Genomic DNA, 24065 nt, shown 5'->3' on the forward strand with positions numbered 1-24065 from the left:
ACATGAAGGAGACAGTTCCGATGCTAGGTGCATCGGGCCCATCGGCCTTGCGCTCATCGCGCATGCCGATATGACCAAAGCATCGCAGCCGTCCGTCGCCTCAGTTGCCGGATGGAAGGACCGCCGGTCCGCGCGGCCACTTTTTCATAGGCAGCTTGCCGCGCTCAGTCGGCGTGGATGCCGGCCGTCCGGGCAATCTGGGCATAACGCGAGAACTCGCCCGCGACCTGCTCGCGAAAGCGTGCCTGCGTGTAGCCGGTGGCCTCGATGCCCTGGGCCGCCAGCTCGCCGCGCAGGGCGGGCGACTGCACCAGCCGCCCCGCATCGGCCGCGATCGCATCGAGCACCGGCTGCGGCGTGCGCGCCGGCGCGAACAGGCCGAACCAGGTGCCGGCACGGTAGCCGCCATAGGTCTCGGCGACGGTGGGCAGGTCCGGCAGCAGCGCATGGCGGTGCTCGCCGCTGGCCCCCAGCGCCACCAGCCGCCCGCTGCGGATATGCGGCAGCGCCGGGCCGACGGCGATGAACATCACATCGACCTGGCCGCCGATCACGTCCTGCATGCCCAGCGGCCCGCCGCGGTAGGGGATATGGGTGAGGAAGATGCCGGCGCGCTGCTTGAAGGTCTCCATGGCCAGCTGCTGCGGGCTGCCGTTGCCGGCCGAGGCGTAGTTGTAGCGGCCCGGGTGGCTGCGGGCGGCGGCGACGAAATCCGCCAGGCTGCGAAAGCCGGTCCGGGGATTGGCGACCAGCACGAAATCGACCTGGCCCAGGCCGACCACCGGCACCAGGTCACGCTGGGCGTCGTAGGGCAATGCGGCCTGGATATTGGGCAGGATGGTGATCGGCCCGTCGGCCCCCACAAGCAGGCTGTAGCCATCGGCCGGCGAGCGGGCCAGGGCCTCGGCGGCGACGATGCCGCCGGCGCCGGCCTTGTTGTCCACCACCACCGGCTGTTTCCACTGCTCGGCGAGGCGCTGGCCCAGGCTGCGGGCCAGCACATCGGGCGCGCTGCCGGGAGTGTTGGCGACGGTGATGTGCACGGCCTTGGCCGGCCAGGACTGGGCTTGCGAGAGGGCCGGTGCGCCCAGGCAGGCTGCGAGGGTCAGGGCGATCGAGAGGCGGATGCGGTGACGGGCGGGAGTCGAGGCGTTCAAGGCGATGCGGGAAGAGTCGGCCGATGGCGGACCGGCGAGTCTCCCGTCACACCACCCCGCACCCAAGGACTCTTTTCTTGTATCGATATGCCCCTGGATCCCGCTCGCCCCCCTGAAATCTCAGGCAGCGGCCGCGGCAGGCACCGCGGGCGAGAGCCGCGTGGCGTAAGCCAGCACCGCCAGCAGGCAGCAGGCGCCGACGACGGCGGCCACGAAGGCGCCGATCTCCTCGCGGCCCCACAGCTGCATCGCCTGGCCGCCGAAGCTGGCGGCCAGCGCACCGACCACACCCACGCCGCACAGCGCCAGCAGGCCCTTCATGCCCGTGAGCCGGCGCAGCGGCACGAAGCCGTTCATCAGGATCCCCGCGATCACGCCGGCAAAAATCGTCCAGAACAAACCGATGGTCATCTCATTCACCTCAAAAGCCGTACGCGGGCAGCGCCACGGCGAAAAGCCACCGGGGAGATGGCGAGAGTGGACCTGTTCGGCCACATAGATATAGAGGTTTACGCCCTCCTGCCATCGACCCTGTCGTCCCTATCGAGCCCATAAATTCTTTTGGCATGGCGATCAGCATCCAGTAAGGCGCCGCGGAACGTAATCGTTCGACAACTCACTGGACGTTTCTCATGCACCACAAGAACTTTCGACTCGGGACCAAGCTCTCCCTCGCCTTCGGTTTCATCACCCTGCTGACCGTTCTGCTGAGCGGCATCGCCTGGGCGCAACTGCGCTCGCTGCACGATGCCTCAGAGGCCATCGCCACCAACTGGCTGCCCAGCGTGCAGGCCATCGGCGACATGCGGGTGGCGGCCAACCGGGCGCGGCGCACCGAGAGCGAGGTCTTCCTGCCCGCCACGGCCGAGGTCGGCGAGCGTTTCCGGGCGGAGCTGGCCAGCCGGATGGAGGCTTTCGCCCAAAGCGAAAAGGTCTACGTCCCGATGATCACGCCCGGCGAGGAGGCCCGGCTCTACGCCGCCTTCAAGGACAAGCAGGACCGCTACGTCCAGACCCAGAAAAAACTGCTGGCCATGCCCGCCACCGACCGCGATGCGATGGCGGCCGCCTTCCTCGGCGAATCGGAGAAATCCTTCGACGACATGACCGCCACGCTGGGCGAGCTGGCCGTGCTCAACCGCAAGGGCGCGGACGCCGCCGAGCAAGACGGCCTGGCCGCGTTCTCCAGCGCGCAGATCACGCTGGCCATCTTCTCGCTGGCCATCGTGCTGATCGCCGCCGCGCTGTCGGTGGTGATCACCCGCCTGATCACCCATCCGATGAAACGCGCCGTGGCGGTGGCCCAGGCCGTGTCGCAAGGCGACCTGACGCTGACGGTGGACACCAGCGGCAAGGACGAAACCGCCCAGCTGATGGTGGCGCTGATGGAGATGCGCCACTCGCTGCAGCTGGTGGTGGCCACGGTGCGCAGCAATTCCGAATCGGTGGCCTCGGCCAGCCTGCAGATCGCGCAGGGCAACAGCGACCTCTCGGGCCGCACCGAGCAGCAGGCCTCGGCTTTGGAAGAAACCGCTGCGTCGATGGAGGAACTCAGCTCCACCGTGCGCAACAACGCCGACAGCGCCCAGAAGGCCAGCGAACTGGCCACCGGCACCTCGCGCGAGGCGCGGCACAGCGGCGAATCGGTGGAAGCCCTGGTCAAGACCATGAAGACCATCGACGACGCCTCGCGCCACATCGCCGAGATCATCGGTGTGATCGACGGCATCGCCTTCCAGACCAACATCCTGGCGCTCAACGCCGCGGTGGAAGCCGCCCGTGCAGGCGAGCAGGGCCGGGGCTTCGCCGTGGTGGCCACCGAAGTGCGCAGCCTGGCCAAGCGCAGCGCCGACGCCGCCAAGCAGATCAAGGACCTGATCCAGACCAGCGAAGGCCGGGTCAAGGAAGGCTCGGATCAGGCCGCCAAGGTGGGCACGGCCATGAGCAACGTCGTCACCGCCATCGAGCGTGTGGCCACCCTGGTGGAAGAAATCAGCACGGCCACCCGCGAACAGAGCGCCGGCATCGCCCAGGTCGGCGAAGCCATCAGCCAGATGGACCAGACGACCCAGCAGAACGCGGCATTGGTGGAGGAAAGCGCGGCGGCCGCGGCCAGCCTCAAGCAGCAGGCCGAACAGCTGGTCGGCTCGGTGGCGGTGTTCAAGCTCGACGGCGGCACGGCGGCCCCGCGCCACGCCAGCCCTCAGCCGCAGGTGGCAGCACCCGGCACCTCCAGCCCTGCCCGGGCGCCGGTTCAGGCGGCCCGGAAATCGCTTGCCGCGCCCCAGCCCAAGGCGCGCGAGCTGGCGACCGCGGACGACTGGTCCAGCTTCTGATTCAGGCGGTGACCACGCCGCCGACCTGCTGGTACATCGCCAGCAGGTCGTCGAGCGAGTGTTCATGCTGGCCGCCGCCGGCCCCGGGCAGGCTGGGCCAGATGAAGGACATGGCCTCGGCGGCGGCCACGAAGTCGCCCGCCTGGATCAAGGGCAAGGCCTTCTGCTCGCGGATCTGCTGCACCGCGATCCGGTCCTGCGCCGCCGGCGAGAAGTTCTGCAGCTTCAGCAGCCGGCGATAGACGTCGTAATAGCGCTCCAGCAGCTGGTAGCGGCCGGCGGCGCTGCTCTTGACGCCCAGAGTGGGCAGGAAGATCAGCTGGCGCGGGTGATCGTCGTAGTCCGAGAAATTGCCGCCGCCCGCCAGCACGTCATAGCCGCGATCCCGGCTGGGCTGGCCGGGGGTGTCGGTGCCCTCGCTCCAGGCGATCGTGTCCAGGAACGCGCAAACGTTCATGCCGCCCGCCTCTTCCGGCGAAATCCTGCATCTTTTCATGCCTCTTACTCCCATTCTCCCGGGCTCGGCCCGGGTCTTGCGCGGCCAGCTTCGCAGCTGGCGGCGATCTCGTGGACATTCGAAGACATTGACAGGCACAAGCCCCGGGCCCCGCCGCGGCCCTGCGGCCGCGTCGATGCGGGCCGGCTACTTCTGCCTGAGGAAGACCTGCTTGGTCAGCCAATTCGCATCGGACTGCCTGAAGCGCCATGCCTCGGGGTTCTCGGGCGACTGCTCCAGCACATGGTCCTGGCCATCCAGGGGGCGAAGCGGGCGCAGGTCGGCACTCGCGATGCGGTGACAGAAATCACGAAAGAGCGGCCCTTGAGCTTGCGGGCCTTGCCGTTCGTGAAGAATTCGAAGGGCTCACCGCTGCTGAGCAAGCACTTGCCGTAGTACTGCATCTTGTAATCGGTGTCCTTGATCTTCTCGATGACGAACTCCGCATCCTTGGCCACATAGCGGCCGGTGATGTCCGGCTCGGCGGCCCAGGCGCCGGAAAGGGCCGATGCGAGCGCGAAGCCCAGCGCCAGCGTCAACAGTCTGGCGGAGGGCAAGAGCTTGGAGAAAATCATCTTCGAAGGCGGCGTCGGCATGGCTTTTCGGTGCGAATCATGGCGAGTTTACGTTCCACCAGGATTGTTGCGAAAAGTTGCTGACACATAGGCGGCGAAAACACCTGCTCATGGGCTGTTCGAAAGTGCTCGCCTGGCCGCCTGCTCCTTGAGCATGTCTTCGGCGATCACGGCCTGGGTGCGGCGCCAGTTGTTCTGGGCCTGCCTCGACGGCACGATAGGCGCGTTGGCGGGAGCGGCAGCTGGCGTGCCAGCCGCGCCGCCAAAGCCGCAGGAGCGGTAAGCCCCGAGGCCAAAACACTCGGTTTGCCCGGCACTGGCGGCCTGCTCCAGCGACTGCTGATTCGCCTTGTCCCTCGCAGCCTTGAGCACCTTGGCCGAACGGGCTGCCTTAAGCGCCTGTTCATCGTTGACCTGGTCGGCGAAGGCAGGGGCCGCACCCGCCAGAAGCACGCAAATTGAGAGGAGGAATGGGCGCATGAGGTCTGCCTGGTCGCTGGTGGGTTGAACGGGTCGGCGCCTATTGTGCTCTGCACCGAGCGTTCGCGACCACACATGTTCTCGCCGGGGCGTAGACGCGGCTGCAGGCCGCTTAGCCCCATCAGTCCATTGATACTTTTTCGCTTCCACCTATTCTCCTGATTTATCTTTAATCACTGGAGTAACGGATGCTTAAATCTTTTCGGGCCGTCGTTTTCACCGCAGCTGCCGCGATGGCAGGTGCAGGCCATGCAAGCACCTATTCAAACGTGGCAGGAGGTGGAAATGGATTGTTCATGTTCGACGGCCCGATGGGAGCGGCAGAAACATTCACCCTGACAGAAGCCAGCACGATCGAAAACTTTGCACTGTACGGCGCACAAAATGAGGCAGGCAATTTCACCATATCAAGCTTCAGCAATAATCAACTCACCACCTTGTTTAGCGGTACCACCATTTCAACGCTCTACTCGGGCAATTTTCTGATGCTGCCCACGGTTTATGCCTACAGCATTTCGGATATCGACCTGAACGTGGCCGCGGGCACTTATGCATTCAGCTGGACCGCCGCGGGCAGCGACCGCGCCATCCTCGGCAATCACCAACTGCCGGATGCGCTGACGGGCCTGGGCGGTTTCACCGTGGGCACGACGTTTGTTCCGAGCCCCAGCTTCGACATAGCCTACACGGCCAACATCGTGCCGCAGGCCTTGCCGGCGGTGCCGGAGCCCGCGAGCTGGGCGCTGCTGCTCGCCGGCCTCGGGATGCTGGGTTGCGCCGCCAAGCAGCGGCGTGGAGCTAGGGCGCAGCCGCGTCTTCGTGGCTTTTGAGCTTCTTGCGAAGCAGGCCGGCCATTGCATCGACACGGCCGTCGAACGCGGCGTCGAGGACTGAAGGAAACGCGGCGACTTCCTGCGTCGCATGCAATTCGGCCTGCTCTTTTTCCTGGACGGCGGACTGGAATACCGCAGCAAGGCTTTTCAATTCAGCCAGGATGTCATCGGGATAATAAATCGCGTTGGCATTGACGTAGGCCTCGTATTCCCGAGACGCATCCTTGACCAGCCGCATATGCTGGTTGCTCCTGATGGCATCGAATTCTTTTTGCCTGGCAAATCCGCCCAGCGATTTCACCCGGTTCATGTCGGACTGGTACCACTCCATATCCCCCATCAGGCGATCCAGCTCGGACAGGTCCAGGTATTTCACATCGATTTGATGCTTGGCCGGCGCCACGAAAAAATTCCACAGGCTGCGGGCTTTTTCGAGTCGCTCCCATGTGCCGGGCAACACAGCGAAATCCCGCTCCTGCAACTTCTTCTCGGCCAGCATGGCGGCCATTTCCTGCCGGAGTTTTCCCACCAATACCTGGTGCTCCTTCGCCATGATGGCCACGCGCTCGGCAAAACTGGTCTCCATCCATTGCGTGCCGACCCAGCGGAATATCCAGAAAGCCACCGCTGCGGCGATCACACCGCCCAAAATCATCTGACTGAGCGAAGATAACAATTGATCTTCCATGCCACTTTCCGAAATTTCAAGCCGGCCAGATCGCCACTGCCGGGATACCGCAGAATCGGCGGGTGAACACCCATCGCCCCGATTCCAAGCCCTCCACCCCACCTCGCCGCCGACGCAGGGAAGACGCCGAAGACTTCGCACGCACCCAAAGCTTCGACGCCGAGCCGGTAGACCCGGATCTCGATGTCACTTCATCCGGATTCGGCGGACACATGGCCCCGCCGCAGCAATTCGCCGATCTGTGGCTCGACACCTCGTCCGCGCAACGCTGGCGTCATACCCTATGGCTGGCGCTCGGCTTCGGTGCGATCCTGGGGTCTGCTTTGACTGCCGCAGTCTTCCTGCTGCTGCCAGGGGCACTACGGGCGTTTGGATACTAACTCCCTGGCGGCGGTGCGCCAGGTCGATGATCAGGACAAGGTGAACACCAGCGCGCCCAGTGCAACCAGGCCCAGACCATAAGTCAGACCAGCCGCCACGAGATTTTTCCAGTTGTCGCCGCTCAGGTCGGGGGCGTCGAATCCGCTGGCCAGGGTGCTGTCTGGATACAGGTCGGAGTTACGTCGGCCTGGTCGCAGCAATTCTTTTTCGTCCACGTCCTATCCCCAAAATGAAAGACGAAGAGTGCGTGGAATCAGGGGAAAACGCTGTAGGACATCGCGCCGCCGTCATATTGAACCCGTGTCCAATCAGGCCAAAATAGAAAGTGCGCACTAGCACAGCAATTTCAAATCAACGAGGCCCTCATATGTTGGGCGCTATCTCGTTTGCCCGGTGCGCCAATTCGCGGTTGCGGCTTGGCGCTTTTTCAATCTGAAAGGGTCGCTAAGGCTGCCCCTCGCAAGCTGCGGTACCTTCAGGCAAATGCACCCAAGCAAGCCTGCGCTTGGTCCAGATCTCCCGACCAGGGTTGCCAAGTTCATTTCGCTGCCGGATCGTTCCGGTGCGCAACGAGTAAGCCGCCGGATTCTCGACTGCGCAGGCATAGAGCGGACTGCCGCAATTCTCACAGAACGCCAGTACGCGCCTCGAGCCACTGGCTGCGGTTTTGACATACGTACGCGGCATGCCCCGAATCAGGCAAAAGGAGGCGGCAGGCGCAGAGATGTTCGCCCGAAACGCGGAACCCGACTGAGTCTGGCAGTCTGCGCAATGACAGACCGTGAGGCTTCCAGGCTGAACTTCCGCTTCATACGCAATCGCACCGCAGTGGCATTGACCATCAACTTTCATTTTTCATGTCCCGATATGAGGATCCGATGCTGCCGTAGAAGCACTCTCGGCACCATCCGTGAGAGCCCGTGCTTCAGGTTTTCAATGTTCCGCTTTTTCGTCCTTGATGGCCAAAGCGAGCAGCAGCTTCAGCAAATCGGTCTGACGCTTCGTGCCCGTTTTTGCATAAACCGCCTTCAGCTGATTTTTCAACGTATTCTGCGAAATACCTAGACGCTCGGCCATTTTTGAATAAGACCCGCCCCTCAGGCATTCGATTGCCGCGCAAGCTTCCGCAGGCGTCGTTCCAAATGTTCGGCACAACACGTCGGGGTCGACAGTGCCGGCATCCGTGAAATCGTAAGCAATGACGATGGTCGTCGCGGTGTCTTGATTCGTGCGCCCTTCAAAAGCGCTTTGCCCAAAAAATGGTGCCGCGTGCAAGACACACCCTGGCGCACCGGCGTCGCCGGGAAGGAACAAGGAATTGGAAAAGTGCTCGGCAGCATCCGACATCGATGTTTTCAAAGTGCCGGCCAAATATTCCTGAAATCGCGCAGAGTAACTGTCCAGGCGCGGCGGCAGAACTATTCTCTGGGTGTCAGGCCCGGCGTATTCCACGGAAACGGGATCGCCCTTCGCCAGGAATTTTTGCGCCGCGAGATTGGTAAATTTCAGATAATGATGTTTATCCAACAGCATGACTGCAGCCGGCAGCCGATTGATTGCCGCCAGAGTGGTGGCGGCTTGCAATTGGCTGTCACGCAAATGAAACATCACCCCCAAGGAGCGGGAAATATGCGCCAACAATCCCTTCATCAATCCGACCGTCTCATCGTCGAAATCCGGATCCGATGGCCGGCGGTAAAGGGCCAGCACCGTCGGAATTTTGTGAGCGTCGCTGCTATTGAAAACCAGACCGGAGCAGACCTTTCCTATTCCTATCGGCTCCCACAATAGCCGATAGAACTTCGTATTCGATATTTTCTCGAAGGGCACCAGTTCAGAACCGCGTATGACAGTACCTTCAACGCCGTCAAACATTCGGCGCGCCGAAGCTTCTGCGACAAAAGGATCTTCGGCCGGGCTTTGCACAGCCCATAAATCAAGCGCTTTTTGCGGCAGGTTATGTGGAAACAATAGTCCACCGTGGCTCGGCGCGTGCATCGGCGTATACAGCAATCCATGGCTCGCCTTCAGCATCGTGGCAAGCTCTTCCAGCACCACAGGCCAGTTTGTGGGCGCCAAAGCCGCATCGTAGATGCGATGGATCAGCTTGTCGTACTCAGAAAATCTAAGCGAGGACATGAATTTTCCAGTTTCAATGCGGGACTGGCACAACGAGGAGGAATGCCCGTGAACGGGAAATGGAAGACCTCGATGGTAAATACATGTAACCACCTCATCAACCGTCTCGCAGCGCCGGCAGCCTATGCCGGGAAGCCACCGTACGGCCCGTCGAAGGCTTCCTCACCATGCTCGCGGCCTTCCCTACCCCGGAGAGGCCCACAAAGCAGAAAACCCCGCCAGCGGTCAAGCTGATGGGGTTTCAAACTGGCGGAAACGGAAGATTCCGGCCTCACGCGCGGCTCTTATTGCGCGACTGCGCAGATCACTAGTACGTCGGGGTAGAGCAGGCAAAAGACATCGACCAGGTCGTCGGGGGGTCGCAGGCCGGCTGGCAGCTGAACCGTGAATCTGTAGTAATCGACGGCGCCGGGGTAGGTGTCGATCGGCTCACGCTCATGGACTTGCCAGTCGTACAACTCGGCGAATTCAGTCCACTCGAGCTGTGCAGCTACATGGAAGAGGTTGTGGAGTACCGCCTGGGCGACAGGCCTGCCAAGATCCGCGAGGGTTTCGAGAAACGCCGGGTCTTGCTCGACATCGAACTTAATCACCGCGCTTGCGAAGCACCTTTTCGAGGCTGGCCATGGCCGACTCATAAGTCGAGGCCTGGGCCGTGCCTGCAGCAATGAGCGAGGCGTGCAGCCGGCTGTTGAGACGAGCGACAGGCTGCGAAGGCCCGACCCGCCGACGCACGGCAGGCAAGGTCTCACCGTCAACGTCTGACGTGTGAAGAGCAAGTTGGCGTTTCAACATGGGTAGAACACTATCACAAGGACTGCCGCGGCGCACGGTACCCGACGAACCCCGCAAGGGAAGAAGGCCCTCGCCCCAGCATGGCGGCGACCTCAAGGACTGCCAACCATGATCTGAGCGAAGCAAGCCCCACCGCGTCCGCGAACAACGTTGTGGAGCCCTGCCGGCCAACAACAGGCGGCCGAAAGCACGATTCTTCGCTGCAGATCTGCCGGTCACCGTTCGCGCACCAGGCAGCAGCCCAAGCGGACGAAGTCCAGTCACTCGCAACCACCCTGCTTTCGCCTTTTGTCTCTAGCTCGATAGACGGCCCTCTTGACCACGGAAGAAGAGACCCCGAATCGCCTTCCGATAATGTTGTAGGTCGTGCCTCCGGACAAATACGCCGCAACTGCGGCTTGCTCATCTTCTCGTGAGAGCTCGCAGATACGGCCGGGAAACTTGCCGCGTGCGCGGGCAGCCATCTGGCCGGCAATAGACCGCTCCCGGATGATTGCGCGCTCCAGCTGGGCGACGGCGCCGAGGATCTGAACCACGAACATGCCCATGCTGTTTGTCGTGTCCAGCGGCTCGGTCACGCTCTTGATAGTGGCGCCCGCCCGCTCGATGCGGCGCAGTATGTCGAGCAGGTCGGACAGGCTGCGCGCCATCCTGTCGATCTTGTAGACAACTACCGTGTCTCCTCGCTGCAGGCTGCCGATACATCGCGCCAATTCCGGCCGGCCGCGCTGGCTTGCACCGCTGGCTTTTTCCTCAAAGATCACGCTGCATCCCGCAAGTCGCAATGCATCCAGCTGCAAATGCGTTTCTTGCTCGCGTGTAGACACTCTTGCATAACCGATCGTCGCCATTTCCATTACCTCCTGGTTTGATCCGGACGGACCATAACGGAAGAAGCAAACTAGTTGCGCGTAATCTTTTGTTTAGTTCCGAAATTGCATTCAGCCATATCAGGGCGAGATGCATCACGCTAGCGACTGCATTTTTGCGATTAAAGCGAAGGTTAAGTAGCGGGAACGCGTTATGGGTGGTTTGCGATCCAACACCCTATGGATTTTCGCCAATCCATTGATTTCGCAGCAAAATTTGTACGATTTGCCAAATTCAGATTTCGCCAGAAATGGCTGGAACGATTTTTCCGGCGTATTCAAACGCAACAGGAGACACGCAAAACAGCCATTAATCACGCTCAGTAAGGGTCGTGACGATTGCTTCTCCCTTCAAAACTTCACGGCTGCACGCGTTGAATAGGAGAACGCTTTTTGCTGTGGCTCACGTGTAATACGGGCCGTGCACGTGGCCTTCCCACTCGAACGGGAGAATGGGCTCGGTGGTGCATAGCCAGGTCTGATCGAGACTCTTGCGCCCAGGCTCGGAGCCTTTAAGCAACATGCCTCGGCGGATGCGCGTGAGCCTGGCGTATTCCAGTTGCGGAATGACATCCTTGCCTCCTACGCAGAGCCTTGCGATCAGCACCAGCTGCGCCCAGTGCTCCGTGGACATTTCGATGGTCAGCTCGCCATAGGCGGGCTTGAGGTATCGCCGTCGCTCCTCGGGGATGGGCGTTCCGGCGTGCCTCAGGCGGTAGACGTGCATCCGCATCTATGGCTCCAACCGCGGGACACACCACCAACTCTGAGGATAGTGGTCCGCTGAACGCGATTTCAAGCTGAGATCGCGCGGAACCAGTTCCTGGCCGGTGAGAAGCAAGCCACCGGAGTCGATCTTCTCGATCCTGGCGAAGTCGAGGCAGGGGATCACATATTCATGCGTTGGCGTGCACAGGGTTGCCAACATGACTTCATTGCGGCCAGAGCGGCGTACGCGGGCATAGAAGGAAAGCACGCCGCTTCGCGCCCTGTCGCGCACTTCCGACTTGAGAAGCGGCGAGCCCCAATGGCACTTTCGATAGACGACACAAAACACGGATCACCAGCCGAAGAGTTCAGACGAGGCGGATTTCGAAATAAGCTCCCATGCCTTCGCCGAGATCACGCATGCCGGCCTGCTGAGCCAGGTTGCAGGCTCGCTGCCAGGCAGTCGCGAGGGCGGCGATGTCGCCCTGTGGCGGTTCGTCCGACTCGGTTGCGGACTGGAAAGCCCGATAGGCCGCGACGACCTGGTCAGCGCCGCCCAGGGCCTTCTGCAAGGTGCCGGAATAGCGAGCTTCGGCGCGGATGCGTTCGGCCGGGGGGAGGAAGTCGCCGCCCTCGAGGCTGACGACGTAGGGGGACTCAATGACGGTATCGGACATGGCAGCATCTCCAAAAATAGTACTGTGCAAATATACAGTGTCTTGGCAGAATGGAGCAATGCGTATCGAACAACTCGCCATCGCCCTCCTCAGCCCGCTGGCCGTGTGGCTCACGCAGCAGCCGGGCAACGAACGCCGGCAGCGCTGGGCCTGCGTGGTGGGGCTGGTGTCCCAGCCGTTCTGGTTCTACAGCGTGTGGCTGTCGGGTGACTGGGGGATCGGAGTGGGATGCGTGATCTACACCGGGATCTGGGTTCAAGGAGCCTGGCGGTACTGGGTTGCACCGCATCGGAAGTCTTGGCCGCTGCGGGTGGACACCCGGGCCGGCTCGCCGCGGATCGAATGGCGGAGACCGACGCATCGGTAGCAGGAATTACCCCTCGTGCGGACAGCACAATGGGGCCCATGTGCAGTCATTACGAAGCGCCCTTGCGGCAGCTGCTGCAGTCAGGCTTCCCCAGCGCGGCGATTCCAGGCGCATGGGACAAGCCGGACATGTGGCCGGGATACGTCGGGCCGTTCATTCGCCGACCGGCCGAGATCGACTCCGGCGATGAGGCGGTGCCGCCGCTGGAGGTACTGGCGGGGAATTTCGGGCTGATTCCGGCCTGGTCGAAAGACGATGGGATGGCCAAGCGGACTTACAACGCCCGCTCGGAAACGGCGGCGGAAAAACCGGCGTTTCGGGATGCATGGCGGCACGCACAGCATTGCATCATTCCGGCCGAGGCTATCTATGAGCCGGACTGGCGGAGCGGCAAGGCAATGCCAACGCGGATCGCGCGCAGCGACGGCGAGCTGATGGGAATCGCGGGGCTGTACGAGCGGCGGCCGGTCGGCGATGGCGGCTGGGCGTACAGCTTCACGATGCTGACGCTCAATGCGGACGTGCATCCGATCTTCAAGGAGCTGCATCGGCCCGACCCCACAAAGCCTGCGGATCTGCAGGACAAACGGATGGTGGCGATATTGCCGCGCAGGCTTTACGACGCCTGGCTTGATGCGCCGGCGGACCGGAGCATGGATTTCATGCGGCAATTTCCGGCAGATCGACTGTTCGCCAAAAGCGCCGACAAAACCTAACTTCACATTTTCGATATCAAGCAAGGATCTCCGATTAAGAACCGTGCAAGTAACAAGACTGTTCGTAATTAACCAACCCCGCCATTGGCTCAAACATCAAAACGAGGTACGGACGACTGGCTTAAACATTACGCGGCAGTTGAACACGCACAGCCGTGCCCATGGCGTCGCTTGAACTGACTGTCACCACACCGCCGTGCGCATCGACAATATGCTTGACGATATACAACCCCAGCCCGACGCTTCGATGCATATTCGTGAGGTCTGCTGACGCACGGCGCATGGGCTCAAAAAGATGGGGCAGCAACTCGCCGGGAATTGCTTTTCCCATGTTTTCTATCACGAGCGTGACGAAGCCTTCCGAAGTCCCATCCGTTGTAAGTCGAACGACTGAATCGGGCGGGCTGTATGCCACGGCATTCGACAGCAGGTTTCCGATTACCTGCGCCAAACGGTCAGCATCCCATTCACCACGCCCATTTCCCAGGTGCTGCAAGGAGAAGCTGCGCTCGGGGTGAGCAATTTCCATTTCCTCAACGACCTGTCGGACGAGGCTGTGGAGCTCTGTTCGCTTGCGACCGATCGGTATTCCGCTGCCAAGCCGGGCTTGGGTGAAATCGAGGAGGTCGCGAATCATGTCGGTCACGCGCTTGCCGGAATTTTGAATGCGCGATATCAACTTGTTGATGGCCGCTGGCTCCATCTGCTCCCATCGGGACAGTACGGCCGCCGCCATCATGATGACCGCCACCGGATTACGCAGGTCGTGGCTCACAATGCCGATGAGGCGTTCACGAAACTCGGCCGTCTCGTCCAGGCGCGATTTTTCCAGTGCCACGGCCGCCTGGTCTGCCAATGCCGACAAAAGCCACTCGTCGTCTTCCTGGTCTTCCAAACCGCTGGGCTTTGCTACAGCCAGCAGGCCCGTCACATCGCCACCGGCAACCAAGGGAACGCCGAGGAAGTGTTCATCGGGTCCTGCGAGGAGTAGCGCTTCCAGTCGGGTGATAAGCGTTTCGTGCAGCGGTTCATGAAAGCTGCCCAGTTTGGCTGTATCCAGACCATGCGACGCCCGTACTGACAGAACACCGTCGTCACCCGTCAGCATCAAAATGGATCGCTGAGACTCCAGCAGCTCCGCAGCCCTGCGCACCGTCAGGTCGAGCACCTCACCCAGCGATACCGCGTAAGTCAGCGCACGGCTGATTTCCGTGAGCTTTCGCAGCTGCTGGGCGCGCTTGTCCTGATGGATCGACCCAAGAGGCATCAGCCGACCTCGATGCCACTGGCGGTGATGGTCAGCTCGTGCTCGTCAAGGTCATGGGCAATGCCTCGCGCCTTCACGATGCGCAAGGTGCGCTGAGCACGCCGCCCTTCGAACTGGATGCTCAGCAGCAGGATGTTGTCCGCCAAGGCGCTCATCCTGGTTTCGGTGAAGAGGTCTTTTCCAACGGTCTCATAGGTAAACACGCTCGAAACGCCTTCAACGGCGAAATGCTGCGCCAAGGCATACAGATAGCTGTGCAGCCGTTGGGTATCGGTCGTGGCCATCATGAGGTCGCCGACCGCGTCGATGGCGATGCGCTTGACGCCCGATTTTTTTACCGTGCTGTAGACGGTCGCAACGATGCTGTCGATCTGCAGCTCGACCGGCGAGACATACAGGATGTTCAGCCCTTGTTCGTGCGCTTGCCCGGCGTCCAGGCCGAAGGCAGCCAACTGGACCTCGAGCTGAGTCGGGTTTTCCTCGAAAGACACGTACATCGAGGGTTCGCCCCTGCGGATGCCCTCAATGGCAAATTGCATGGCCAGAGTCGTCTTGCCAGCGCCAGTCTGTCCCAGGACGAAGGTGGAGCGTCCACGGCGAAGGCCGCCGTCGAGCAACGCATCAAGCCCATTCACGCCGGTCGGAACCCGTTCGGTCAGAAGGTCGTAGGCTGGCGGAGTTGCGGGACTCACCAGGCGTGGATAGACGACCAAACCATCATCCGTGATGCGAAAGCCATGCAGGCCTTCGAGGTAGGCACTGCCGCGAAGCTTGAGGACGCGCAGGAAACGCTCATCGCGGGTGCCATGTTTGTTCCGTGCCAGCTCGATCATGCTGTCGGCAACCGCAAATTCCGGATAGGTCGAAATCTGGTCTGCGCTGTATTCGCCGACAAAAAATGCCGTGGTCTCGTAGGCCGTCAACAAACCAGCGACTTCGTAGAGCATCTTGCGCATCTCTGGCACCGAGGTCGACAGGTCGTGGATGGCCTTGAACGAGTCGATTACGATAATTTGCGGCTGGAGGTCGATGATGGCTTCTTTAATGATGTCGACGAGGGCACCAACGCCTTGCTCGGCCAGCTGCTGACCGATGGAGCTGTACTGGATGACCGTGCCCAGCTTGCTTTCGTCATAAAAGCGGAACTGCTGGAGATATCGAACCACCTTGTCCACCGGCTCGGACAAGGTCGTGAAAAAAAGAACAGGTCGCCCTTCATCTTCAGCATTGGCGAACATGAGGCGTTCAGCCAGGATGGTCTTGCCGCTGCCGGGCTCGCCCATCAGGATGTTGATGGAGTGCGCGGGGAAACCGCCGAACAAGATGGTGTCAAGTTCAGCATTGCCTGTGGGCAGGCGAGTGAGCGACTTCTGCTCGACCGACGCCTCGTCGGCTGCGGGGAAGGAACTCATGGGGCGCTGGCCTTTCGGGGTCTATTTTTGATGAGCGACTTCACGGTGGTGATCAACCGCTGTTCGGCCAAAGGTTTCTTGAGAAATGCGTCCGCGCCTGCTTCCAGTGCACGACTGTTCGCTGCCAGGATGCTGAAAACGAGAACGCTGATGTCTTGAGTGCGAGGGTCCTGCTTGAGCAGCCGGCAAAGCGCAAGGCCATCTAGCTTCGGCACCAGCACTTCGGTGATCAGGATGTAAGGGATGCGTTCGCGCGCCTGGGCGAGAGCCTCCTTGCCATCTGAAGCGAAGGCGACCTGAAATCCTGCCTGTTCAAGGAAATGCGCTTCCAACTCCCTCACGTGGGGATCTCGCTCGACGACGAGAACAAGCAGCTCAGTCATGAGCGCCGGCACGGCGTCAGCGCTGATGGATTTGACGCCGGCGAACAGCTCTTTGTCCGCGGTCGTTTCATTCGCCATGAGGCCCAAGTTTTTCCTAAAAGTGGGGATAAACCGTCTGGGCAAGGCGCTTGGAAGTCCGAGTCACATAGCCGCCGTAGACGGCGCGAAACATCCTAACCGACGGCGCACGCCCCCTCTCCATAAGCATGAACCGGCGTAACAAAAAGGTTTTGCCGCCGTCACCCGCGCAAGCTCCAAACCCCTCCCTTAGGCTGGTTCTACCGGTGAACAGGCAACCCGAGGCGGCATTTGCGAGGCAGCTCAACGCGGCCAAATCACAGGTCAACTTTGCGCAGCGCATCGTGTTCACGCAGACGTTCGAAATTTTGGGTCATCGCGCGCTCGCATGACGGTTTGCCGACTGATCCCAAGTTCGCGGGCGACCTGAGCTACGGATACACCAGCAGCCAACTTTTCACGCGCGTATGCAGCATTTGTTTGGCTCAGTTTCGGCGGGCGACCCAGGGCCCTTCCTTCGGCCTTCACTCGGGCCAGACCGGCCTGTGTCCTTTCGACCAACAAATCGCGTTCGAACTCCGCAACGGCGGCAATGACGCCCATCGTCATTTTTCCGGCGGAGCTGGTCAGATCGATTCCGCCAAGCGCCAAACAGTGCACGCGCACACCAAGCCTGGTCAGGGTCTCGACGGAGGCTCGCACGTCCATCGCGTTGCGGCCGAGGCGGTCCAGTTTGGTCACAACGAGGACGTCGCCCTCTTCCAACTTATCCATGAGCCGAACGAAGCCGGGGCGCTCCGATGCCGGCACACTGCCAGAGACGGTTTCGCTGTGGATCCTTCGTGCTGCCACATCGAAGCCGGAGGCGGCAATTTCCATCACCTGCGGTTCGACAGACTGATCCCCGGTGCTGACTCGGCAGTAGGCGAAGACACGCGACATGGCTGAAGGGTGTCGGAAAAGGACGTCCAGTCTCTCGCGCTGTTCGAAGGCGGGCAAGGGCTACTCTTCGGGCAGGCCAGCGTGGGGTGTCCACAAGCGTTCGTTTATAAACACGCTTGAGCCCAGTTGACACATTGGGACACAACCCAGCATCAAAGGTTTACGGTGACTGCAAAGTTTATAATTCGCAATTTACGTCATATTGGCAAACTCGAATTTGAAATACCGCCCAAAGGTGTTTATCTTTTGACCGGAGCGAACGGCGCAGGGAAGACTTCAGTTTTAGCTTGCCTGCGGCGAATAGGAAACCCTAACGCTTTCGCTAGACATTTCTCGAGCGCTCAGCAATCGCAAGTTCTAGACTCATTAGCAGGCGCCGAAGTCGAATATGAAATCAACGGATCCACCGTTGTTTATGCTTATGCCGGCGAGCGGTGGGTCCCCCGCCCTAGGTCACAATCGAACCTAGTAACTAGCTTGGGATACCCAAAAGTCATATATATAGGCGCAACAGCAGAGCGCATAACCCCAACGCCTCAAAACTTACAAGCATCTAAAGCCCTCCCTGTCGCCCCCGCCATTAAGATCGCAGCAAATACGATCCTCAATACGAAAAAATTTAATGATCTTCGTCAACTTAAACTAACGTCGCGAGGTGGGGCTGTCGCATTTCTCTTACCTACTGGTGCAAGTGGCCCAAAAGGCCGATTGATGTTTAGCAGCGAACGAAGTTTCAGTTTGGGCGAGCTATGCGTCCTTAAATTGGTACGGGAAATCGAAGGATGTCCAAACCAAGCCCTCGTATTAATTGACGAGCTTGAATTAGCATTGCATCCGATGGCCCAAGCGAATCTGCTCCAATATTTAGAACAGATGGCGCAATCAAAACAGCTAACAATTCTTTTTTCAACGCATTCAGTAACCTTGCTTAAGCGAGCTCAACGCAATCAGCTTTTAGTTTTGGAGCCCACAGCAGGCAATCCGAAAGAAATTGTTTGCATCGCAGGTTGCTACCCAACCTACGCGTTGGGGGCCATTGCATTCGAAGAGGAGAACTCCGCAGATGCTGTTATTTACGTTGAAGACGTTGCGGCAGCTTACGTGGTTGAAGCATTTCTAGAGCTTTGTTTAGCGGAAAAATTCCCTCAACCCTACTTACGACCCACTTGCCACGTTGTACCTATTGGAACCTTCATGAGTGTGGTCAGGTATTTACCTAGAAGCAAAGCACTTTTGCCAAATCGGACATTGGCACACGCACTTCTAGACGGCGACGTTCAATCTGACACTGTGGCACAATGGAAGACACAACAAAATCATGCGATGCTAGCCGAGTTTCAAGCACACAAAGATAAAATAAAATACCTTCCCTGGACTCCAGAAGTGGCCTTAGTGGAGTTTCTAATATCCGAAAGCCGCACCGCGCAAGACGAATTAAGGCTTGCGCTTCATAACAATCAACTACGCGTGAATCCAGCAACGTTTGAAGCCCTCCCAGCTGACTCGGCCGCAAAAAGAAAAGCCGCAAAACGCATCGTTGATAGCATTATTAAAGACCTAAAACATGCAACAAATAGGTCAGATGCAGATCTCACAAAGCTGCTATACGGGTGTTTTACACAGCACTACTACACAGCCAACAAAGGAATAGTTAAAGCGCTAATCAATCCATTGATTACACATTAAACAGCAGTCACAATTGGCGCGCACTGCACTCCATAAGATACTGTGCAGTGCGTCAACAACGACATAAATCCCCCGACATTTTTGATATCAAACCGTGTCACGACGAAATAAAGCGCAAGACCAACCTACCGCTGTCGATTTTTCGATTCGGCAGTAAGAAAGAAAAAGTCTTGGAAGCGGTGAAGGAAAGCGTCCTTCACCATCTGGTGATCAAGAACCAAAGCAAACGCATCCAACAGCGCTGCGTACATGCAGGGATAGATGCCCATCAGCAGCGGCGCTGGGGCGTTGACGTCGCCATAGCTTGCATAACGGTTTGACCACCGTTTGCCATCCAAGAACTCCTTTGTGATGTAGAAAGCGATGTAGGCAGCGATAGCCGCAGGTGACTTATGAGCGTAGCGCTTGCGCCTCTGTACATCTATGTTGCCACCCCACTCCTTGGTCACGCTGCGCCAGATCGACCTGATCAGGTCGTAGCTGCGAACCACGACACCATCCTTTCGAGACATCCAGAACGGCAAACGCACCGTTGCCAAGTGGACATGGTAGGCGCCTCGCTTTTGCCTTTCAAACCCTGCTATGGCTCGGAACTCGCCGCCCAGGGCCTTGCGCATGCGTCGAGCAAACTCCTTCACATGCTTCTTGCATAACTCACGGTCTTGTTGGTTTTGCCGGTAGGTGAGCGTGAGGAGGATGTCCGCCCCGAGCGCCTTGCACAGGCGTCGGACCTCGCTTTTGGCGCGCCTGGCAGATCTCAGCAGGTTCGCTTCATGAATCTCTTCGGCGCGGTCTTCCTTGTCGGCCGCGACCATGTCCAGATGGTCCTGCATCTGGTCCAAGGTCCAGTCCAATTCCTGCAGGTAGGTCTGGTGGGTGCACACGGCCTCGAGTTGACCGTGGCCCAGGTCAAAGGCGCGGAGTTCGCAGGTATCCGCTCTTTTTCGCATATAGGCGACGGCACCAGTGCGGACCGTGGCCCCAGGGACTATCGACTTTCCCGTCCTAGGATCTATGATCAGTATCACTTACAGCGTCCTTTCCGCTGTGGGTCCCGAAGCCCGACGTGTTGCTGCACGTGCGGGCTTCACTTTTTCTGACAGCCAAAAGGCTGAAGGCTTCGCTGACTGCCTGGGCCGGAAGACTTAGGCTGGTTGCGATTCGCGAGGCCTGAGCAGCTGCCGCGGGTCGCTTGTTCTGAAGTGTCCTAGTGATAAATCTAGGCTCGCTTCGCTCGCCTGCCCGGCCGCGCAAGAGCGCGTCCAGGCCGGCATTGCTCCGCTGCGCCCGCGCGGCCGGCAGACCGGCAGGCTGTGCACCACCGCTCTGGCCTTCAAGCCGGCCGGCGAACGCAGCTGTCGCGCCAGTCGTCCGCTGCGCTCCCTTGGTGTCACGCCATCCGCTACACGCCGGCCTGTGCGGTGAATCGGCCGAGCGCCTGCCAGCCGAACGAAATCCCCCCAAGACCCCGCACGTTGTGAGGGGCACTTGGGGGGATTTCTTTTTGTTCGGCCGGCAGGCGCTCGGCCGATTCTTGGTGCGCGAGCGCTCTCCCCCACCGCCCCCGCTGGGGGCCCGTCTCCGCGACGCTCGAGAGACCCAAGCGAGAGGATGTTCTTTCTCGCAGGAGGTCACGATGATTGCCAGTAACTACCGCCGCTATCCGCAGGCCCTGGCGTTGCAGCTGGTGTTGAATTTCGGGCGGCGGCTGGTGTGGGCCCTGGCGCGGCCGACGCAGCGGCGCTTGCGCGAGATCCGGCGGCTGCGGGCGGCGGCGTTCGCGCGGGCCGGGCGGATCGCCTATCCGGTGGTGCCGCCGGTGCCGGCCTGGTTCGTCCAGGCGCGGCGGGCAGCGCAGCAGTTGGCCCAGGCCGTGCGGAGCGCGTGCCTGGGGCTGGCGTGGGCGACGTAGCCCCGTGCGGCGCTCAGCCACCGAAGGCCCTCACCACGTCGCCGATGGTGGAATAGCGGGTGCGCGGAGCGATCGGGCCGGTGGCCCAGCCGGCCGGCGGGTGCCACTGGCCGTCGACATCTTCCTGCTCGATGGGCGGCAGGTTGAAGTCCGCGCCCATGGCGCCGAGTGTTGGATACCGCCCAACACGTGTCAGTGTCTCAGTATTCTTAAGCGGCTCTTGCGTGCCCTGCGGCTGCGCTTGCGCGGACTGGGCGGGCGCTGCATAAGCCAACGGCGTTTGAACACGCTGCAGGGCCGGCTGAGGCTGTTGCACTGCCTTCACCGGGACCGCGGCGGAGGCAGGCGCGCCCTTGGGGTCAAACGCCATGAAGAAGCCGCTGCTCACCACCTGCCTGCAGATATCGACCGTGGTGGCATAGGGCGTGCCCTGCTGCGTATAGCACTTGCAGCCCTGCTTTTCGGACTCGACGCATGCCGCAGGCACCGGTGCGGCCGTGGGCTGCGTGATCTGGTCATAAGCCGGCGCGGTATGCGCCAGCCCGACGATGCGCGGCCGGAACTGATCCGCGTATTCCGCCGAGGTCAGCACCTTAGCGGCACCGCCGGCAGCCGGAGGCGCAGCGGCCGGAACGGGCATAGCCGAGGGCTGCTGCTGCGCCTGGCGTTGGGCCTGATCGGGCTTTGCCTTGTCACCTATGGCCATAACCCGATGGGCACCGTACCAGATGAGCGCCGGCACCAATAGAGCGCAGGCGGCCAGCACATAAACAGCACGCGGAATTGTCTTTTTGCCGGTGTGCAAGACCGCCGACCGATACCACCCGTAAACCTCCTTCGGGAAGGCCTGAATGGTCACTTGAGCAGATTTACCGGAGCCGTCCTTTTCGCAGGTGCCGTTAACAGCCGACCACTCCAGCACTGAAACCATGTCCCTGCCGAAATTACGCTTCAGGTGCCGGTGCCAGCCAGGGCTACCCACCAGCCGGCGAACGAATGCATCGATGTTGTTTGGATGCTGAGTGATGAGATAGAAATCGAACCCACGCTTGCGATGCTCGGCGAGCTTTGCGACGTGATCGGGGGGCGTGCCAGCGCCCCGCGTGGGGAAGTCGTTATGCGCCTCATCGATCAGAAAAATGGTGCCATCCGGCTCGCTCTGCCAGTCCTTCGCATCGATCTTTTTCCAGCTGGCCAGTTCACCGCCCTCGACCATGTCGAATCGACCGTTGTAGGCCACCGGGCGGTTTTCCTTGAGCTGCCGCTCGCGCACCCACTTGAGCGTGTTGAGGGTCTTGCCGGTGCCATTGGCGCCCGTGACGACGTAGAGAAATCCCCGTTGCTTGGCCCGGGGTGCCGCCCGGTGCCGGATCACTTATGCACCCACTTTTTGAAGGTGCCGGACTGGACGCCGGCCAGAGTCAGGCGCATGACCAGGGCGGAGAAGATGATGTTCATCGCCACACCAACTTTCATGTACGCCAGGAGGCCAACGATGGTCGGATCGAGGGCCGAGAAGCTGGCAAGGGCCTGCGTTTTCAGCCACCCCAAGGTCACATCCATCCCCGAGAAGGTAAGCACGCCGACCCCCAGGCCGACCAGCATTTGCACGGCAAACGAGCCGGCGACTTGAAGCAGAACCCAGCCTATGGCCGCAGCGATAGCAGGCATGAAACCCCCTTAGGTCTTGAAGACGATGAGCGCGCCGGCCAGGAGCGCGACAGCCACGAAGGCCATGCCGGCGTATTGCAGGTAAGGGCAAACCGAGGCGAGCGGCAGGACCACCGTAGCTCCCATCACCCTGACGGTCTTGTCGATCTGGCAAGAGGCGCCGCCCAGGGCGTCCGAGGTGTCGAAGCCCGATGGCGACAGGTTCACCATGCCGGCATCGAGCGCGCTGCTTTGGTTGATGCCAGCCTTTGCCATCGCAGCCGCAATACCAGCCTTCGCCGCATCGTTGAGCGTGCTGGCCTCGCAGTAGGTCTTCCATGTAGCTCGCGCCGTGGCGCACTGAATGGCATCGCCAGAGCACTGGAAATCGGTTGAGCAGGACCCACTGAAGGTGCCATCCCCGGGCCCATCACCATAGCCAGAGCCGCCGCCAGGGGACACCGTGCCGCTGCACGCGCTGTCAGACTTGCCCATCGAAGTGGCGCAATAAGCGGCTTTGGTTGTTTGCTGCGCGCTAGTGCTCTGCTGAGTGCTAGTGGTCCCGTTAACCGCCGTCGTCACCGTTGTGGTGATGGTCGTGATCGAGCAAATGCCGGCCGAGTTGCAGCTCACGGAATTGGTCTTTGTCGCCTCTTCCTTCGACCCGTCCGGATTGGTCGTGGTGGTGGTGCCACCAGAGTCCGTCACCACACCGTTTTTGGTCGGATAAGGGACGCACACCGTCGTGCCGTTGACCGTGCCGGGCTGCCCATTCGGGCACTCAGCTTTTGTGCCAGTGGGCGCCGCTGTCTCCGGAGTCGTGCCCGTCGGATCGGTACCCGTCGCACCATCGATCAGATTGCACATGACCACGGCTTTAGCCAGCGTGGCCGTGCCGCGGTTGTACCACTTGCCGTCATCGCCTTTGGCGCCGAAATTGCGCTCCCAGGTGGCCGTGCAACCATAGGCGCCTTCATAGATTGTCGGAACGCAGATGCTGGAGGGTTGCACTGCCGTCGCCGTTACGACCTCCCGGCTAACGTCGGTGCTGCCGGCGTTTTCCGTGCAGTAGGCACGGGCTGGCGTCATGCACTCATCGCCCACCATCACGTTAGGTGGCTGACACGACACCACTGAAGGCTGGACTACACAGGCATTGCCTTTTTCGGCATACCCCGCATTGCAGAGACAACCCCCAGCACCGTCAGACGTACTGTTTGCAGGACACGCGCTCGACGCGTAAAGGTAAACAAATGAGTGGTACGCCGGGTAATTCGGGTCCGGCGCGTATTGCTTGGAGTAGGGACAGGACGTAGTCGTCGCCGCGCCGTCTTTCGTCCAATAGGACTCCCCATATTGGCGCGCATTGACGTTAGCAATCCAGTCAGCGCAGGTGGCGTCCGGCGTGCCTTTGACCGAGGAGTAGCCGTACTCGGCAGCGTTGTAGACGGTCTCCATCGGGATGCTGGCGAAGGACGAAGCACCGACCAGGGCCAGCATCAAACCAACGATCAGGCGGAAAAAATGAGCCATGCAGCCCCCAGCAAAGCGACGATGACGAAGAGGCCCATGTGTCTT

The 24065-nt window shown here is 60.6% G+C and carries 28 protein-coding genes; 7 read left to right on the forward strand and 21 right to left on the reverse strand.

What is annotated here, in order from left to right:
- Positions 1-164 precede the first annotated feature (164 nt).
- Together GT347_RS01200 and GT347_RS01205 are read right to left on the reverse strand one after the other, a co-directional pair.
- Positions 165-1157: a Bug family tripartite tricarboxylate transporter substrate binding protein gene (locus GT347_RS01200; RefSeq protein WP_229722595.1), complete on the reverse strand. Its 993-nt coding sequence runs from the start codon at positions 1155-1157 to the stop codon at positions 165-167.
- A gap of 120 nt (positions 1158-1277) precedes the next feature.
- Positions 1278-1568 (reverse strand): GlsB/YeaQ/YmgE family stress response membrane protein, encoded by a 291-nt coding sequence (locus GT347_RS01205; RefSeq protein ID WP_160550246.1) that lies wholly within the window; start codon positions 1566-1568, stop codon positions 1278-1280.
- Between the two features lie 221 nt (positions 1569-1789).
- On the opposite strand from GT347_RS01205, the gene GT347_RS01210 reads away from it, so the two are divergent.
- Positions 1790-3493 carry a methyl-accepting chemotaxis protein gene (locus tag GT347_RS01210; protein ID WP_160550247.1) on the forward strand — a complete coding sequence of 568 codons (1704 nt, stop codon included), beginning with the start codon at positions 1790-1792 and terminating at the stop codon, positions 3491-3493.
- A gap of 1 nt (position 3494) precedes the next feature.
- Here the strand turns inward: GT347_RS01210 and GT347_RS01215 are convergent, their stop codons facing one another.
- The 3 genes from GT347_RS01215 to GT347_RS01225 form a co-directional block, all read right to left on the reverse strand.
- On the reverse strand, positions 3495-3950 hold the full coding sequence (locus GT347_RS01215; RefSeq protein ID WP_229722596.1) for a glycoside hydrolase family 24 protein: 456 nt from the start codon (positions 3948-3950) through the stop codon (positions 3495-3497).
- A 215-nt stretch (positions 3951-4165) separates the two neighbouring features.
- Complete coding sequence (locus GT347_RS01220) at positions 4166-4585, reverse strand: hypothetical protein (protein WP_160550249.1); 420 nt, start codon at positions 4583-4585, stop codon at positions 4166-4168.
- An 87-nt stretch (positions 4586-4672) separates the two neighbouring features.
- Positions 4673-5044 carry a hypothetical protein gene (locus tag GT347_RS01225; RefSeq protein WP_160550250.1) on the reverse strand — a complete coding sequence of 124 codons (372 nt, stop codon included), beginning with the start codon at positions 5042-5044 and terminating at the stop codon, positions 4673-4675.
- Positions 5045-5232: 188 nt separating this feature from the next.
- Between GT347_RS01225 and GT347_RS01230 the strand changes: the two genes are divergently transcribed.
- The gene (locus tag GT347_RS01230; protein WP_160550251.1) at positions 5233-5874 is read left to right on the forward strand and encodes a PEPxxWA-CTERM sorting domain-containing protein; all 642 of its coding nucleotides are present in this window, start codon (positions 5233-5235) and stop codon (positions 5872-5874) included.
- On the opposite strand, the gene GT347_RS01235 is transcribed toward GT347_RS01230, so the two are convergent.
- Positions 5843-6565, reverse strand: coding sequence for a hypothetical protein (locus GT347_RS01235; protein WP_160550252.1), 723 nt, complete (start codon positions 6563-6565; stop codon positions 5843-5845). The two genes, GT347_RS01230 and GT347_RS01235, sit on opposite strands and share 32 nt — an antisense overlap.
- A gap of 62 nt (positions 6566-6627) precedes the next feature.
- Between GT347_RS01235 and GT347_RS01240 the strand changes: the two genes are divergently transcribed.
- A complete protein-coding gene (locus tag GT347_RS01240; protein ID WP_160550253.1) occupies positions 6628-6945 on the forward strand; it encodes a hypothetical protein in 318 nt (105 codons plus the stop codon).
- A 30-nt stretch (positions 6946-6975) separates the two neighbouring features.
- On the opposite strand, the gene GT347_RS01245 is transcribed toward GT347_RS01240, so the two are convergent.
- The 7 genes from GT347_RS01245 to GT347_RS01275 all read right to left on the reverse strand — a co-directional run bounded on the left by GT347_RS01245 (position 6976) and on the right by GT347_RS01275 (position 12134).
- Positions 6976-7161 carry a hypothetical protein gene (locus GT347_RS01245; protein WP_160550254.1) on the reverse strand — a complete coding sequence of 62 codons (186 nt, stop codon included), beginning with the start codon at positions 7159-7161 and terminating at the stop codon, positions 6976-6978.
- Between the two features lie 229 nt (positions 7162-7390).
- Positions 7391-7798, reverse strand: coding sequence for a GFA family protein (locus GT347_RS01250; RefSeq protein ID WP_160550255.1), 408 nt, complete (start codon positions 7796-7798; stop codon positions 7391-7393).
- 81 nt (positions 7799-7879) lie between these two features.
- Positions 7880-9085, reverse strand: a complete 1206-nt coding sequence (locus GT347_RS01255; protein ID WP_160550256.1) for a helix-turn-helix transcriptional regulator — start codon at positions 9083-9085, stop codon at positions 7880-7882.
- A gap of 284 nt (positions 9086-9369) precedes the next feature.
- Positions 9370-9678 (reverse strand): hypothetical protein, encoded by a 309-nt coding sequence (locus GT347_RS01260; RefSeq protein ID WP_160550257.1) that lies wholly within the window; start codon positions 9676-9678, stop codon positions 9370-9372.
- A gap of 462 nt (positions 9679-10140) precedes the next feature.
- Positions 10141-10731 carry a recombinase family protein gene (locus GT347_RS01265; protein WP_160550258.1) on the reverse strand — a complete coding sequence of 197 codons (591 nt, stop codon included), beginning with the start codon at positions 10729-10731 and terminating at the stop codon, positions 10141-10143.
- 421 nt (positions 10732-11152) lie between these two features.
- A complete protein-coding gene (locus GT347_RS01270) occupies positions 11153-11482 on the reverse strand; it encodes a hypothetical protein (protein ID WP_160550259.1) in 330 nt (109 codons plus the stop codon).
- A gap of 343 nt (positions 11483-11825) precedes the next feature.
- On the reverse strand, positions 11826-12134 hold the full coding sequence (locus GT347_RS01275; RefSeq protein ID WP_160550260.1) for a hypothetical protein: 309 nt from the start codon (positions 12132-12134) through the stop codon (positions 11826-11828).
- A gap of 58 nt (positions 12135-12192) precedes the next feature.
- On the opposite strand from GT347_RS01275, the gene GT347_RS01280 reads away from it, so the two are divergent.
- The gene (locus tag GT347_RS01280; protein ID WP_195812382.1) at positions 12193-12501 is read left to right on the forward strand and encodes a hypothetical protein; all 309 of its coding nucleotides are present in this window, start codon (positions 12193-12195) and stop codon (positions 12499-12501) included.
- A 62-nt stretch (positions 12502-12563) separates the two neighbouring features.
- Entirely contained in the window at positions 12564-13217 is a 654-nt protein-coding gene (locus GT347_RS01285; protein WP_229722597.1) for an SOS response-associated peptidase, read from the forward strand.
- A gap of 121 nt (positions 13218-13338) precedes the next feature.
- Here GT347_RS01285 and GT347_RS01290 read toward each other — a convergent pair whose 3' ends face one another.
- The 4 genes from GT347_RS01290 to GT347_RS01305 form a co-directional block, all read right to left on the reverse strand.
- The gene (locus tag GT347_RS01290; RefSeq protein ID WP_160550262.1) at positions 13339-14484 is read right to left on the reverse strand and encodes a GAF domain-containing sensor histidine kinase; all 1146 of its coding nucleotides are present in this window, start codon (positions 14482-14484) and stop codon (positions 13339-13341) included.
- Positions 14484-15896 (reverse strand): ATPase domain-containing protein, encoded by a 1413-nt coding sequence (locus GT347_RS01295; RefSeq protein WP_160550263.1) that lies wholly within the window; start codon positions 15894-15896, stop codon positions 14484-14486. Before GT347_RS01295 ends, GT347_RS01290 begins: the two co-directional genes overlap by 1 nt.
- Positions 15893-16357 (reverse strand): response regulator, encoded by a 465-nt coding sequence (locus tag GT347_RS01300; protein WP_160550264.1) that lies wholly within the window; start codon positions 16355-16357, stop codon positions 15893-15895. The genes GT347_RS01295 and GT347_RS01300 overlap by 4 nt, the downstream gene beginning before the upstream one ends.
- 288 nt (positions 16358-16645) lie before the next feature.
- On the reverse strand, positions 16646-17239 hold the full coding sequence (locus tag GT347_RS01305) for a recombinase family protein (RefSeq protein ID WP_160555168.1): 594 nt from the start codon (positions 17237-17239) through the stop codon (positions 16646-16648).
- A gap of 165 nt (positions 17240-17404) precedes the next feature.
- Between GT347_RS01305 and GT347_RS01310 the strand changes: the two genes are divergently transcribed.
- Entirely contained in the window at positions 17405-18925 is a 1521-nt protein-coding gene (locus GT347_RS01310; protein ID WP_160550265.1) for an AAA family ATPase, read from the forward strand.
- A gap of 125 nt (positions 18926-19050) precedes the next feature.
- On the opposite strand, the gene GT347_RS01315 is transcribed toward GT347_RS01310, so the two are convergent.
- Positions 19051-19875 carry a rolling circle replication-associated protein gene (locus GT347_RS01315; RefSeq protein ID WP_160550266.1) on the reverse strand — a complete coding sequence of 275 codons (825 nt, stop codon included), beginning with the start codon at positions 19873-19875 and terminating at the stop codon, positions 19051-19053.
- Positions 19876-20561: 686 nt separating this feature from the next.
- On the opposite strand from GT347_RS01315, the gene GT347_RS01320 reads away from it, so the two are divergent.
- On the forward strand, positions 20562-20837 hold the full coding sequence (locus GT347_RS01320) for a hypothetical protein (protein WP_160550267.1): 276 nt from the start codon (positions 20562-20564) through the stop codon (positions 20835-20837).
- A gap of 13 nt (positions 20838-20850) precedes the next feature.
- Here the strand turns inward: GT347_RS01320 and GT347_RS01325 are convergent, their stop codons facing one another.
- The 3 genes from GT347_RS01325 to GT347_RS01335 are packed head-to-tail and all read right to left on the reverse strand — an operon-like array spanning position 20851 to position 24020.
- Positions 20851-22212, reverse strand: coding sequence for a zonular occludens toxin domain-containing protein (locus GT347_RS01325; RefSeq protein ID WP_160550268.1), 1362 nt, complete (start codon positions 22210-22212; stop codon positions 20851-20853).
- The gene (locus GT347_RS01330; protein WP_160550269.1) at positions 22209-22508 is read right to left on the reverse strand and encodes a DUF2523 domain-containing protein; all 300 of its coding nucleotides are present in this window, start codon (positions 22506-22508) and stop codon (positions 22209-22211) included. Before GT347_RS01330 ends, GT347_RS01325 begins: the two co-directional genes overlap by 4 nt.
- A 9-nt stretch (positions 22509-22517) precedes the next feature.
- Positions 22518-24020, reverse strand: a complete 1503-nt coding sequence (locus tag GT347_RS01335) for a hypothetical protein (RefSeq protein ID WP_160550270.1) — start codon at positions 24018-24020, stop codon at positions 22518-22520.
- Positions 24021-24065: the final 45 nt, after the last annotated feature.

This window comes from Xylophilus rhododendri (assembly GCF_009906855.1).
GTDB classification, from domain to species: Bacteria; Pseudomonadota; Gammaproteobacteria; order Burkholderiales; family Burkholderiaceae_C; genus Xylophilus; species Xylophilus rhododendri.

Bases quoted from the DNA above. Each gene is read 5' to 3' on its own strand.
- GT347_RS01205 (WP_160550246.1), bottom strand. From the start codon at position 1,568: ATGACCATCGGTTTGTTCTGGACGATTTTTGCCGGCGTGATCGCGGGG.
- GT347_RS01210 (WP_160550247.1), top strand. From the start codon at position 1,790: ATGCACCACAAGAACTTTCGACTCGGGACCAAGCTCTCCCTCGCCTTC.
- GT347_RS01215 (WP_229722596.1), bottom strand. From the start codon at position 3,950: ATGAACGTTTGCGCGTTCCTGGACACGATCGCCTGGAGCGAGGGCACC.
- GT347_RS01220 (WP_160550249.1), bottom strand. From the start codon at position 4,585: ATGCCGACGCCGCCTTCGAAGATGATTTTCTCCAAGCTCTTGCCCTCC.
- GT347_RS01225 (WP_160550250.1), bottom strand. From the start codon at position 5,044: ATGCGCCCATTCCTCCTCTCAATTTGCGTGCTTCTGGCGGGTGCGGCC.
- GT347_RS01230 (WP_160550251.1), top strand. From the start codon at position 5,233: ATGCTTAAATCTTTTCGGGCCGTCGTTTTCACCGCAGCTGCCGCGATG.
- GT347_RS01235 (WP_160550252.1), bottom strand. From the start codon at position 6,565: ATGGAAGATCAATTGTTATCTTCGCTCAGTCAGATGATTTTGGGCGGT.
- GT347_RS01250 (WP_160550255.1), bottom strand. From the start codon at position 7,798: ATGAAAGTTGATGGTCAATGCCACTGCGGTGCGATTGCGTATGAAGCG.
- GT347_RS01255 (WP_160550256.1), bottom strand. From the start codon at position 9,085: ATGTCCTCGCTTAGATTTTCTGAGTACGACAAGCTGATCCATCGCATC.
- GT347_RS01265 (WP_160550258.1), bottom strand. From the start codon at position 10,731: ATGGCGACGATCGGTTATGCAAGAGTGTCTACACGCGAGCAAGAAACG.
- GT347_RS01270 (WP_160550259.1), bottom strand. From the start codon at position 11,482: ATGCGGATGCACGTCTACCGCCTGAGGCACGCCGGAACGCCCATCCCC.
- GT347_RS01275 (WP_160550260.1), bottom strand. From the start codon at position 12,134: ATGTCCGATACCGTCATTGAGTCCCCCTACGTCGTCAGCCTCGAGGGC.
- GT347_RS01280 (WP_195812382.1), top strand. From the start codon at position 12,193: ATGCGTATCGAACAACTCGCCATCGCCCTCCTCAGCCCGCTGGCCGTG.
- GT347_RS01290 (WP_160550262.1), bottom strand. From the start codon at position 14,484: ATGCCTCTTGGGTCGATCCATCAGGACAAGCGCGCCCAGCAGCTGCGA.
- GT347_RS01295 (WP_160550263.1), bottom strand. From the start codon at position 15,896: ATGAGTTCCTTCCCCGCAGCCGACGAGGCGTCGGTCGAGCAGAAGTCG.
- GT347_RS01300 (WP_160550264.1), bottom strand. From the start codon at position 16,357: ATGGCGAATGAAACGACCGCGGACAAAGAGCTGTTCGCCGGCGTCAAA.
- GT347_RS01305 (WP_160555168.1), bottom strand. From the start codon at position 17,239: ATGTCGCGTGTCTTCGCCTACTGCCGAGTCAGCACCGGGGATCAGTCT.
- GT347_RS01315 (WP_160550266.1), bottom strand. From the start codon at position 19,875: ATGCGAAAAAGAGCGGATACCTGCGAACTCCGCGCCTTTGACCTGGGC.
- GT347_RS01320 (WP_160550267.1), top strand. From the start codon at position 20,562: ATGATTGCCAGTAACTACCGCCGCTATCCGCAGGCCCTGGCGTTGCAG.
- GT347_RS01330 (WP_160550269.1), bottom strand. From the start codon at position 22,508: ATGCCTGCTATCGCTGCGGCCATAGGCTGGGTTCTGCTTCAAGTCGCC.
- GT347_RS01335 (WP_160550270.1), bottom strand. From the start codon at position 24,020: ATGGCTCATTTTTTCCGCCTGATCGTTGGTTTGATGCTGGCCCTGGTC.